The sequence below is a fragment of the Nonomuraea sp. LP-02 genome (assembly GCF_036289125.1).
Classification (GTDB): Bacteria; Actinomycetota; Actinomycetes; order Streptosporangiales; family Streptosporangiaceae; genus Nonomuraea; species Nonomuraea bangladeshensis.
In genome coordinates, this window is sequence record NZ_JAXCLK010000002.1 from 729,599 (window position 1) to 741,317 (window position 11,719).

The 11,719-nt window shown below is 72.6% G+C and carries 8 protein-coding genes; 5 read left to right on the forward strand and 3 right to left on the reverse strand.

The genetic code is table 11. From position 1 onward, the window contains the following. Positions 1-12 precede the first annotated feature (12 nt). Together SMD20_RS46700 and SMD20_RS46705 are read left to right on the forward strand one after the other, a co-directional pair. Complete coding sequence (locus SMD20_RS46700) at positions 13-3,204, forward strand: S8 family serine peptidase (protein ID WP_329594147.1); 3,192 nt, start codon at positions 13-15, stop codon at positions 3,202-3,204. Between the two features lie 24 nt (positions 3,205-3,228). After that, positions 3,229-3,819 (forward strand): GNAT family N-acetyltransferase, encoded by a 591-nt coding sequence (locus tag SMD20_RS46705; protein WP_329594149.1) that lies wholly within the window; start codon positions 3,229-3,231, stop codon positions 3,817-3,819. 101 nt (positions 3,820-3,920) lie between these two features. On the opposite strand, the gene SMD20_RS46710 is transcribed toward SMD20_RS46705, so the two are convergent. From SMD20_RS46710 to SMD20_RS46720, 3 genes are read right to left on the reverse strand one after another with little or no spacing between them, the layout of a single operon-like run. Next, positions 3,921-5,072: an acyl-CoA dehydrogenase family protein gene (locus SMD20_RS46710; RefSeq protein ID WP_329594151.1), complete on the reverse strand. Its 1,152-nt coding sequence runs from the start codon at positions 5,070-5,072 to the stop codon at positions 3,921-3,923. Then, positions 5,069-6,226 (reverse strand): LLM class flavin-dependent oxidoreductase, encoded by a 1,158-nt coding sequence (locus SMD20_RS46715; protein WP_329594153.1) that lies wholly within the window; start codon positions 6,224-6,226, stop codon positions 5,069-5,071. Before SMD20_RS46715 ends, SMD20_RS46710 begins: the two co-directional genes overlap by 4 nt. 11 nt (positions 6,227-6,237) lie before the next feature. Further along, a complete protein-coding gene (locus tag SMD20_RS46720; protein WP_329594155.1) occupies positions 6,238-7,419 on the reverse strand; it encodes an SfnB family sulfur acquisition oxidoreductase in 1,182 nt (393 codons plus the stop codon). A gap of 84 nt (positions 7,420-7,503) precedes the next feature. On the opposite strand from SMD20_RS46720, the gene SMD20_RS46725 reads away from it, so the two are divergent. Genes SMD20_RS46725 through SMD20_RS46735 form a run of 3 tightly spaced genes read left to right on the forward strand, consistent with a single transcriptional unit; the run spans position 7,504 to position 11,690 of the window. After that, entirely contained in the window at positions 7,504-9,129 is a 1,626-nt protein-coding gene (locus SMD20_RS46725) for an ABC transporter substrate-binding protein (protein ID WP_329594157.1), read from the forward strand. Positions 9,130-9,132: 3 nt separating this feature from the next. Continuing rightward, positions 9,133-10,761 (forward strand): ABC transporter substrate-binding protein, encoded by a 1,629-nt coding sequence (locus SMD20_RS46730; protein ID WP_329594159.1) that lies wholly within the window; start codon positions 9,133-9,135, stop codon positions 10,759-10,761. After that, entirely contained in the window at positions 10,758-11,690 is a 933-nt protein-coding gene (locus SMD20_RS46735; RefSeq protein WP_329594160.1) for an ABC transporter permease, read from the forward strand. The genes SMD20_RS46730 and SMD20_RS46735 overlap by 4 nt, the downstream gene beginning before the upstream one ends. The last annotated feature ends 29 nt before the right edge of the window (positions 11,691-11,719 follow it).

An 11,719-nucleotide genomic window follows, 5' to 3' on the forward strand; every position in this document is an offset into this window, starting at 1 on the left:
TCGGAGAGCTGAGTGCGAACAACGACAAGGTGGGCCGGCGTCGCCGTGCTCGCCATGGCCATGGCCGTCCAGCCACAGGCGGTCGCGAAGGCCGGCGGACAGGCGGCGAACGGGGTCCGGACGGTCACCCTCGTCACCGGTGACAAGGTCACCGTGACGGGCCCCACGAGCGCGGCGGTCGAGCCGGGCGAGGGCAGGGAGAAGGTGACCTTCTTCACCGACGTGGCGGGGGGACGGCTGCGCGTCTTACCCGACGACGCCGTGCCGCTGGTCCGGGCCGGACGGCTGGACCCCCGGCTGTTCGACGTGACCGGGCTGCTGGAGCTCGGGTACGACGACAGCCGCCAGGAGCTCCCGCTGCTCGTGACCGGAGCCTCCGGTCCCGCCCCGGCCCTCCGCGCGATGAGCGGGTACCGGCCGCTGGGCGCGGTGCGCGGCTTCGCCGTACGGCAGCGCAGGGGGGAGGTCGTACGGACCTGGCAGGCGCTCGCGGGCGGCACGGGCAAGGTCTGGCTCGACGGGCGGCGGCAGGTGACGTTGGACGTGAGCGTCAGGCAGGTCGGCGCGCCGCAGGCGTGGGAGCGCGGGCACACCGGCGCTGGCGTCAAGGTGGCGGTGCTCGACACCGGGATCGACGCCACCCATCCCGACCTCGCCGGACGGGTCGCGGCCCGCGCCGACTTCACCGAGGCCCAGGACGGACGCGACCTGATCGGTCACGGCACCCACGTGGCCTCCACCATCGCGGGCAGCGGCGCCGCCTCCAACGGTAAATACCGTGGCGTCGCCCCCGGCGTGACGCTGCTGGACGCCAAGGTGTGCGAGACGACCTGGTGCATGGACTCGGCCGTGCTCGCGGGCATGCAGTGGGCGGCCGAGCAGGGCGCGAGGATCGTCAACCTGAGCCTTGGGTCTCCGGACACCCCCGGCGTCGACCCGCTGGAGGAGGCCGTGCAGACGCTCAGCGAGCGTCACGGCACCCTGTTCGTGACGGCGGCCGGCAACGACGGCGCCGATCGCATGCTCAGCTCGCCCGGCACCGCGGACGCCGCGCTGCAGGTCGGCGCCGTCAGCAAGGCGGGCGAGCAGGCCGGGTTCGCCAGCCGTGGGCCGCGCGCCGGCGACGACCATCTCAAACCGGACATCACCGCCCCGGGCGTGGACATCACCGCGGCCCGCGGGAAGGACACCCCCGGCGACGGCTCGTACGCCACCATGTCCGGCACCTCGATGGCCACCCCGCACGTCACCGGCGTCGCGGCGCTGCTGGCCGGGCAGCATCCCGGCTGGAAGGGCGACCTGCTCAAGGCGGCCCTCATGGGCGCCGCCCGGCCGCTGCCCGGGATCGGGGTCTTCGCGCAGGGCGCGGGACTCGTGGACGCCGACCGCGGCACGCGCCAGGCCGTCACCGCCGAGCCGCCCGCGCTGAGCTTCGGGACGCAGCCGTGGCCGCACGACGACGACCCTCCGATCAGCAAGAAGATCGTCTACCGCAACGACCAGCAGCAGCCGGTGACCCTGCGCCTGGAGGCGCGGGGCGACAGGGCCTTCAGCGTCGCACCCGCGACGCTGACCGTCCCCGCGGGCGGGCAGGCCGAGGCCGTCGTCACCGCCGACACCCGCGCCGAAGGTCCGGACGGCTTCATCGGCGCGCACATCGTGGCCACCGGCGACGGCGACCTGGTCCTCAGCACGCCGGCCGGGGTCCACAAGGAGAGGGAGAGCTACGACCTCACGCTCACGTTCACCGGCAGGAACGGCGGGCCGGCCGCCGAGGTCTACACGACGCTGTACCCCCTGGACCCCGATCAGACGCCGATCGACCTGGAGAACCCCGAGGGACCGGTCACCCTGCGGCTGCTCAGGGGCAGCTGGATGATCAGGACCACCATCGTCGACGAGCGGACCAGGACGCTCCTCGTCCATCCGGGCCTCGACCTGGACCGGCCGCAGACCCTGGACGCCGACGCGCGGCTGGGCCGGCCGATCTCGCTGACGCCTCCCCGCGCGGACGCCGTCCCGCTGCAGTCGGAGATCGTCTACCAGTACCGGATGGCCGACGGGACGTCGCGGTTCTGGGGCTGGCTCGGCGACTCCTACGAGGGGCGGTACACCGCTCAACTCGGCCCCGCCCGCGCCTATCCGGGCGTGCGCACCAAGGTCGCCGGGCTGTGGGCCGCCGCACGGACCGGCAGCCCGTACGCCTACAGCCTGGCCTGGTTCCGCTCCGGGGGCATGGTCAACGGGTTCGAGCGGCGCGTGGCGCAACGCGACCTGGCCGCCGTACGGACCGACTACGCCCGCCACCTGCCCGGCGCGGAGGCGGGCGCGTACCGGAACGCCCGGCCGCGCGACGGCTCCGTCTTCGCGTTCCTGTCGCCCACCCTGTTCGGCACGCCGTTCCAGCAGGTCGAGTACGTCAACACCGACGAGGGCATCCGCTGGCAGCGTCACCTGTTCGAGTACGGCTCCGACGGCCGGCTCAACCGCTTCGACTCGCCCTTCACGCTCTACCGATCCGGGAGGACGTACACGGAGCTGTGGAACCGCGGCGTCTTCTCGCCGGCGCTGCCGTGGGCCGGCGCGGAGAACCTCGACGGCGTCAGCCGCACCGGCGACACCATCGCGACCGACCTGCCCCTGTACGGCGACGGCAGGGGCGCGCTCGGCCTGTCCACCCGGTCCACGCAGCGGACCGCCCTCTACCGCGACGGCGCCCTCGTGGGCGAGCAGACGGAGGCGAGGACGAGCTTCACCGTGCCCGCGCAGGAGGCCGCCTACCGTCTCGTCGTCGACGGCGAGCGCGGAGCGCCCGCGACCCTGTCCACGCGGGTGTCCGGCGTGTGGACGTTCCGGTCCGGGCACGTCGCGGGCAGCACGCCCGCGCGGCTGCCCGTGTCGGTCGTGCGCTTCAGCCCGGCCCTCGACGCCGAGAACTCCGCGCCGTCCGGGCGGCGCTTCGCGGTGCCGGTGACCGTCCAGCCGCTGGAGGGGAGCGCCGCGCGTCCCGTGCAGCGGCTGTCGGTGGAGGTCTCCTACGACGACGGCGCCACCTGGACCAGGGCCGAGGTCCACGGGCCGGCGGTCGTGCTGCGCCACCCGGCCGGCGACGGGTACGTGTCGCTGCGCGCCCGGGCGGTGGACGGGGCGGGCAACATGGCAGAGCAGACGATTATCCGCGCCTACCGGATCCGGCCGTCGTGATCCGGGCGAGCTAGGCTGCGCGGTGTGATCGCTGAGCCCGCCCTCCTCGACGCCGCGGAGCTGACCGCCGATCCGGAGCTGGAGGCCCGGTTCATGGACTCGGCCCATCGGATCCTGGCCGACCTGGTCGGCGGAGGCGCCGCGCTGGGCTGGACCGACCCGCCCTCGCGGGACGAGGTGGCGGACCTGCTCGGCCAGGTCGTCTCCGCGGTGCGGGCCGGGGACGCGGCCCTGCGCGCCGCCTACCTCGACCGCCGGCTGGCCGGGCTGGGGTACTGGCTCCGTTACGCCCGGCCGACCCATCGGCCGCACGCCGATCTGGAGAAGCTGGCGGTGGCCGCCGCCGCCCATGGTCGTGGCGTCGGCCGGGCGCTGACCGCCGCGTTGATCGCCGACGCCCGGGAGGCGGGCATCGAGGTCCTCACCCTCGATGCCCGTGGCGACAACACCGCTGCCCTGCGCCTCTACCGGTCCCTGGGCTTCACCGAGTACGGCCGCCTGCCCGGCTTCGTCGCCGTCGGCGAACAACGCTACGACAAGGTTCTCTGCATGCTGGACCTCCGCAAGCAAGGAGAGGTCAGGCGACAGCGCCCGGAGCTCCTCGGCCCCGGCTGAGCACCGGCCGCAGCGATCACGTCGGCCGCGGCCGTCCGGTGCGGGAGGTCACGGCGGGCTGCCCGAGATCAGGAGCACGCGGGTCATGGTGGGGAATCCCTTCAGAACAGGCCGTTCAGCGGCGGCTGCGCGCCGGTGAGGTGGTAGGCGCCGACCACGGCCGCCTTCCAGGCGCGGGGGTTGTGGTTGGCGACGGTCCTGGCGTTGCGCCAGTGCCGGTCGAGGTTGTGGCGGCGGGCGACCGCGGAGCCGCCGCCCACGTCGAACAGCAGCTCGGCGGCCTTCAGCGCCGACTCGGCGGCGACGAACTGCGCCTGCGCCACCTCGACGGCCGCCTCCGTGAGCAGGCCGGGCTCCAGGTCACCCTCCCATGCCCGGTCGATCGTGGCGGCGGCGCGCAGGACCGCGGACTCGGCGGCGTAGGCGCGGGCGGAGATCTCGCCGACGGCGTGACGCACGTACGGGTCGTCCACGGAACGGGCGGCGTCGCTGTGCTGGATCGGGCGGGCGCGTTCGCGGGTGAACGCGACGGCGTCGGTCAGCGCGGCCCGCGCGATCCCGGCCAGTACGGCGGCCAGGTGGAGCTGCATGAACGCGCTGACGGGGGAGCGGGCGCCGTTCCCGGGACGTTCGGCGATCTCGTCGGGCAGCACCTTGACCCCGTTGAGCCGGGTCGTGCCGCTGGCGGTGAGCCGCTGCCCGATCCCGTCGAAGTCGTCGAGCAGCTCCAGCCCTTCCCGGTCGCGCGGCAGCGTGAAGAACACCCGCTCGCCCGAGTCGTCCACGGCCGACGCGCCGATCCAGTCCGCGTACAGGGCGCCGGTGCTGTAGTACTTGCTGCCGTTGACGACGCCGTCGCGGTCGATGCGGGTGCGTACCTCGCCGTTGGCCCCGCCGATCTCCCAGCCGGCGTTGCCGAACACGTCCCCGGCCAGGAAGCGCGGGAACCAGCGCTCGCGTTCGGGTTCGGGAGCGGTGAGCAGGTGCTCGACCCGGCCGAAGCCGGGGCGTACTGCCTGGGCGATGTTGGAGTCGGCGGCGGCCAGGGAGATGAGGAAGCCGAACACCTCGGCCACGCTGGAGCCGCCTCCGCCGTGGGAGGCGGGGATGCGGAAGGTGAACAGGCCGGCGGCGGCCAGGGCGCGGATCTCCTCGTGCGGGAGCTCGCGGACGAGCTCCCGCTGCCCGGCCCCGGCCGCCAGCTCGGGAAGCAGCTCGGCGGCGCGCTGCCGCAGCTTCGCCAGGGTGCTCATCGCGCTCCCGCCGTGGCGAACGGGATCGAGGCCGGTCCGGCGGCGGCGGCCGGCTCGGCGGGGTGCTGCCACAGGCCGCGCTCGCGCAGGAGGGGGAGCACGCCCTCGCCGAACCAGTACGCCTCCTCCAGGTGCGGGTAGCCCGACAGCACGAACTCGGTGAGGCCGAGGCGGTGGTACTCCTCGATGCGGTCGGCGACCTCGGTGTGGCTGCCGACCAGCGCGGTGCCGGCGCCGCCGCGCACCAGGCCGACGCCCGCCCACAGGTTCGGGTAGATCTCCAGGTCGTCGCGTCTGCCGCCGTGCAGGGCGAGCATGCGCTTCTGCCCCTCGGACTCGCTGCGGCCCAGGCCGGCCTGCACCTTCTCCACGGTCGCCTGGTCGATGCCGTCGAGCAGCCGGCGCGCCTGCGCCCACGCCTGCTCGCTGGTGTCGCGGGTGATCACGTGCAGCCGGATGCCGTGCCGGAGCGTACGGCCCTCGGCGGCGGCCAGCCTGTCGATCCAGGCGAGCTTCTCGGCGACCGCGTCCGGCGGCTCGCCCCAGGTGAGGTACGCGTCCACGTGCCGCGCCGCCACCCGGCCCGCGGCGGGGGAGGAGCCGCCGAAGTACACCTCGGGCACCGGGTCGGGCAGCCGGGCCAGTCGCGCCTCCTCCACCCGCAGGTGCTCGCCGGTGAAGCTCACGCTCTGCCCCTGCCACAGCGAGCGCACGACGTGCAGGAACTCGTCGGTGCGGGCGTAGCGGGCGTCCTTGTCCAGGAAGTCGCCGTAGGCGCGCTGCTCGTGGGCCTCGCCGCCGGTCACCACGTTGAGCAGCAGCCGCCCGCGCGAGTGCCACTGGAAGGTGGCCGCCATCTGCGCGGCCAGCGTGGGGGAGACCAGGCCGGGGCGGAAGGCCACCAGGAACTTCAGCCGTTCGGTGGTGTCGGCCAGCATCGCGGTGGTCAGCCAGGCGTCCTCGCACCAGGCGCCGGTGGGCGTCAGCGCGCCGACGAAGCCGACCTGCTCGGCCGCGTGCACGATCTGGCGCAGGTAGGGCAGGGTCGCGGGGCGGGCGCCGGAGGCCGCGCCTGCCGGGAGTCCGTGGCCGCCGCCCACGACGTCGCGGCTGTCGCCGTAGGTGGGCAGGAACCAGTGGAACGTCAGACTCATCGTCGTCTCTCCTAGAGCAGGCCGTGCCGGGGCGGCAGCTGGCCGTCAAGTACGTAGCGGCCGATGTGCTGGATCTTCCAGCGGGCCGGGTCGTGCAGGGTGTGGGTACGGGCGTTGCGCCAGTGGCGGTGCAGGTTGAGCCCGTCGAGGCTGGAGCGGGTGCCGCCCAGCTCGAAGATCGCGTTGCCCAGTTCCACCGCCACGGGGTCGGCGAACGCCTTGGCCGCGGCCACGGCGATGGAGGCGGCGGCGGCCGTCTCGCCGGTCAGGTCGTCGCGGGCGGCGTCCACGGCCTGCGCGGCCCGGTCGAGCAGCGCCTCGGCGGCGCGTACCTTGACGGCCAGTTCGCCGGCCCGCTGGATGACGAGCGGATCGTCGGCCGCGCGCTCCTGACCGCTCTCGAACCACGGCCTGGCCTTGGTGCGGACGAACTCCAGCGCCTCCTCCAGCGCTCCGCCGGCGATGCCGACGTCGATGGCGGCGTGCAGGAGCTGGGCGTAGGCCCCGTGGAGCTGCGGCCCCTGGAACGTCAGGTGGTGCGGCACCACGCGGTCCTCCGGCACCCGCACGTCCTCCAGTTGGACGGTGCCGCTGGCGGTGGTGCGCTGGCCCATGCCGTCCCAGTCGTCCACCACGGTCAGGCCGGGAGCGTCGCGCGGCACGTACGCCACGTGCAGCGTGCGGTCCTCGCGCCGGGCCAGCACGGGGATCCAGTGCGCGAACAGCGCGCCGGTGCTGTAGTGCTTGGTGCCGTTGAGCAGGAAGCCGCCTCCGGGGGCGGCGACCAGCGAGGTCCGGTAGTCCTGGACGTGCTTGGTGCCGGCCTCGGACTGCGCGTTGCCGAAGCGCCTGCCGTCCAGCACCTCGCCGAAGAAGAACTTGCGCTGCACGTCCGTGCCCTGCTGCTTCAGCACGTTGACGTAGACGAAGTGGCTGTGGGGGATCTGCGCGAGGTTCGGGTCGGCCGCGGCCAGCAGCCGGAACACCTCGGCGAGGGTGCGCGCGCTCACGTCGGCGCCGCCGTACGCGCGCGGCACGGTGACGGCGAGCAGCCCGCTGGCCGACAGCCGGTCGAGCTCGGGCTCCGGCAGCCGGCGTCCGGCGTCGCGGGCCGCCGCCCCTTCCGCGAACCCGGCGGCGAGGCCGCGCGCCGTCGCGAGCGCCTCGGCGTCGTCGGCGATCACGTGGGTCATGTTGTTTCTTCCGTTCTGCGTGTTACGTTATGGTTCACCGTAATCCCTGCAATGCAGGTAGGCAATACCTGTTTAAGGACCCCCATGCTCACCCGCTCCACAACGTTGCTCGTCACCGCCCTGACCCTGATGGCGACCCTGGCCGGTTGCGGCGCCGACGCCGCGCCACAGGCGGCCGCCGGCGACACCGGCCCGCGATCCGGAGGCACGCTCGTGCTCGGGGAGAACGCCGACGAGCCCGCCTGCCTCGACCCCCACCAGCTGTCCACCACCAACACCACGGTCGTCGGCCGCCCGATCTTCGACTCGCTGCTGTGGCAGGACGCCGAGGGCGAACTGAAGCCCTGGCTGGCCACCGCCTGGAAGGTCTCCGGCGACGGCCTGACCTACACCTTCACGCTCCGCGAGGGCGTGACCTTCCACGACGGGTCGGCCTGGGACGCCGAGGCGCTGAAGCTCAACCTGGAGCACATGCGCGACCCGGCGACCAAGTCGCCGCTGGCCGCCTCGTACATCGCGCCGTACAAGGACGCGAAGGTCGTGGACGAGCACACCCTGGAAGTGCGTCTGAGCTCGCCGTACTCGGCGTTCCTGAACGTGCTCGCGCAGTCGTACCTGGCGATGATCTCGCCCAAGCAGCTCAAGGAGAACCCGGCGAGCACCTGCGAGCATCCCGTCGGCTCGGGGCCGTTCGTGTTCGGCACCTGGACCAAGGGCCAGAGCATCACGTACAAGAAGAACCCCGGCTACGCCTGGGGGCCTGCCGGGCGCAAGGGGCCCGCGTACCTGGACGCCCTGGAGATCCGCTTCCTGGCCGAGGACGCCACCCGCTACAACGCGCTGCTGGCCGGCGAGGTCGATGTGATCGACAACACCCCACCGGCCAGTGTCGCGGACGTTAAGGCCAACCCCGACCTCGCCTTCACCAGCATCGACCGGCCCGGACACCCCTTCTCGGTCTGGCTCAACACCGGCCGTGCCCCGTTCGGCGACCAGAAGGTACGCCAGGCGCTCACCCTGGCCGTGGACCGCAAGGCCATCATCGACAGCGTCTCGTTCGGCCAGTGGAGCGTGGCCACCGGCTTCGTCACCCCCTCCACCCCCGACCACGCGAAGGGCGGCCAGATCGCCTATGACCCGGCCAGGGCGAACACCCTGCTGGACGAGGCCGGCTGGACCCAGAAGGACAAGGACGGCATCCGGCTCAAGGACGGCAAGCGCCTGACCGCCGTCGCCCTCGACACGGGCGTGAACCCGCAGAACACGCAGATCCTGGTCCAGACCCAGGCCGCCGCCGCCAAGGCGGGCATCGAGATCAAGATCGAGAGCGTCACGGCGCAGGAGTCCCAGGACCGCACCGGCAAGGGCGACTTCGACGTCTCCGTCGGCATCTGGACCACGAACACGGCCGACGTGCTCTGGATCCAGTACTCCTCCAAGAACATCACCACCCCCGAACGGCGCGGCCAGAACACCACCAGGCTCTCCGACGACACCCTCGACGAGCTGCTCGAACAGGCCAGGGCCGGCACGGACGCCGCCGAGCGGGCCGCGATCTACGGCAAGGCGCAGGCCCGGCTGCTCGAACTGGCGCCCGCCGTCCCGTTCTACGACCGGCCCAGCCTGGTCTCGTCCCGGAAGCGGGTGCACGGCCTGACCTGGGACTACGCCTACGGCGCTGTCACCTTCCACGACGCATGGGTGAGCTGACACATGACCAGAACCCCCCTCGCCGTCCTCGCGCTCGCGCTGCTGCTCACCGGATGCGGCAGCGCGACCTCGGGCGGCACCACGAACACCACCGCACCCGGCGCCCCCAAGCCGGGCGGCACCCTGATCCTCGGCGAGAACGGGCAGGAGCCACCCTGCCTCGACCCGCACGGCAACGCCAGCTCCGACGGCCCCGTCAGCACGGTCCCGGTGGCCGACTCGCTGGTGTGGTTCGACGCCGACGGGAAGATCCAGCCGTGGCTGGCCGACAGCTGGGAGATCTCCGACGACGGCCTGACCTACACCTTCAAGCTCCGCCAGGGCGTGAAATTTCATGACGGGGCGGTCTGGAACGCCGAGGCGCTCAAGACCAACTTCGAGCACATGCGCGACCCGGCGACCAAGTCACCGCTGGCCGCGTCCTACATCGCGCCGTACAAGGACGCGAAAATCGTGGACGAGCACACGCTCGAAGTCCACCTCAGCTCGCCGTACCGGCCGTTCCTCGACATCCTCGCCCAGGGCTACCTCGGCATGATCTCCCCCAAGCAGATCAAGGAGTCGCCGCAGAGCATCTGCGAGCACCCGATCGGCTCGGGCCCGTTCGTCTTCGACAAGTGGACCAAGGGCCAGAGCATCACCTACCACCGCAACCCCGACTACAACTGGGGTCCGAAGAGCGCCAAGCACACCGGCCCCGCTTACCTGGAGAAGCTGGAGATCCGCTTCCTCGCCGAGGACGCCGCCCGCTACAACGCGCTGGCCGCCGGCGAGGTGCACGCCATCGACTTCACCCCGCCGCAGAACGTCGAGGACGTCAAGGCCAACCCCGACCTCGGCTTCCTCACCGCGATCCGGCCCGGCCACCCGATGTCGTTCTGGCTGAACACCTCCCGCCCGCCGTTCGACGACCTCCGCGTACGCCGGGCCCTGCTGGCGGCCGTGGACCGCGACTCGATCATCAAGGGCATCTCCTTCGGCCAGTACCAGGTGGCGCAGGGCTTCGTCACCACCTCCACGCCCGGCTACGCGCAAGGGCTGAGCGGCACCATCAAGCACGACGAGGCCCTGGCGAACAAGCTGCTCGACGAGGCCGGCTGGACGGCCAGGGACAAGGACGGCATCCGGCTCAAGGACGGCAAGCGGCTGACCGCGTACTTCCCGATCGCCGCGAACTTCCCCGCCCAGCGCATGCAGATCGCCGTCCAGACCCAGGCCGCCGCCAGGAAGATCGGCCTCGACATCCAGATCCAGACCCCGCCCGAGCAGGAGCTCACCGACCGCTCCACCAAGGGCGACTACGACCTCAGCTCCGGCCTGTGGGCCACGAACACGGCCGACGTGCTGTGGATCCAGTACTCCTCCAAGAACATCACCACCCCCGAACGGCGCGGCCAGAACGTGGCCCGGCTCAAGGACCCGAAGCTCGACGAGCTTCTTGAACAGGCCAGAAGCGCCCAGGACCCTGCCGAGCTGTACAACCAGGCGCAGGCCAGGCTTCTCGACCTCGTCCCCGCCATCCCCTTCTACGACGACCCGCGCCCGGTCGCCTACCACAAGAAGGTCCGCGACCTGGCCTTCACGCCCGCCTACCCGTCGCCGTACTTCTACGACACCTGGCTGGACGAATGAAGACCCTGACGTTCATCGGATGGCGCCTGCTGGCCGGGGTCGGCGTGCTGTGGGGTGCGGCGACCCTGACCTTCCTGGTGGTGCACTTCACCCCCGGCGACCCGGCCGAGGCCGTCGTCGGGGGTGAGGGCGCCGCCCCGACGCCCGAGGTGCTCGCCCAGGTCAGAGCCGAGTACGGGCTCGACCGCCCCTGGTACGAGCAGTACGCCGCCCACCTGTGGCGCATCGCGCACGGCGACTTCGGCACCTCCTACCGCCTGCACACCCCCGTCATCCGGGCCATCGGCGAGCAGGCCGCCGCGACCGTGGAGCTGGCCGTGGCCGCCGCCGCCACCGGGCTGCTCCTGGCGGTCGCGGTCGCGCTGGCCACCGCCGGCCGCCGCCGGTGGCGCGGCCTGGCCTCGGTGGCGGAGCTGGTGGCGGCCTCGACGCCGACGTTCTGGCTGGGCATCGTGCTGCTGACCGTCTTCTCCTTCGGGCTGCGGCTGTTCCCCTCCACCGGCGGGCAGGGCGTGGCCTCCCTGGTGCTGCCCGCGCTCTGCCTGGCGCTGCCGATCGCGGGCGTGCTCGGCCACGTGCTGCGCGAGGCGCTGGAGGAGGTCCTGGACGAGCCGTTCATCGTCAGCGTCCGCGCCCGCGGCCTGGGCGACACCGCCGTACGGCTGCGCCACGCGCTCCGGCACGCCCTGACCCCGCTGGTCACGATGACCGGCTTCTGGGTGGGCGCGCTGCTCGGCGGCGCCGTCGTCACCGAGACGCTGTTCACCCGGCAGGGCGTCGGCCGCCTGCTCGTCGCGGCCGTGAACGCCAAGGACCTGCCGCTCGTGCTCGGCGTGGTGCTGCTGTCCGCGCTGGTCTACGTCCTGGTCAACCTGCTGGTCGACCTGCTCTACCTGGTCATCGACCCTCGTCTGAAGGAGGCTGTCTGATGCTCGCCGACCGCCGGCCGGTGGAGGCC

Excerpts from the sequence above, each read along its gene's own strand:
- SMD20_RS46710 (WP_329594151.1), bottom strand. The coding sequence starts at position 5,072 with ATGAGCACCCTGGCGAAGCTGCGGCAGCGCGCCGCCGAGCTGCTTCCC.
- SMD20_RS46720 (WP_329594155.1), bottom strand. The coding sequence starts at position 7,419 with ATGACCCACGTGATCGCCGACGACGCCGAGGCGCTCGCGACGGCGCGC.
- SMD20_RS46715 (WP_329594153.1), bottom strand. The coding sequence starts at position 6,226 with ATGAGTCTGACGTTCCACTGGTTCCTGCCCACCTACGGCGACAGCCGC.
- SMD20_RS46730 (WP_329594159.1), top strand. The coding sequence starts at position 9,133 with ATGACCAGAACCCCCCTCGCCGTCCTCGCGCTCGCGCTGCTGCTCACC.
- SMD20_RS46735 (WP_329594160.1), top strand. The coding sequence starts at position 10,758 with ATGAAGACCCTGACGTTCATCGGATGGCGCCTGCTGGCCGGGGTCGGC.
- SMD20_RS46725 (WP_329594157.1), top strand. The coding sequence starts at position 7,504 with ATGCTCACCCGCTCCACAACGTTGCTCGTCACCGCCCTGACCCTGATG.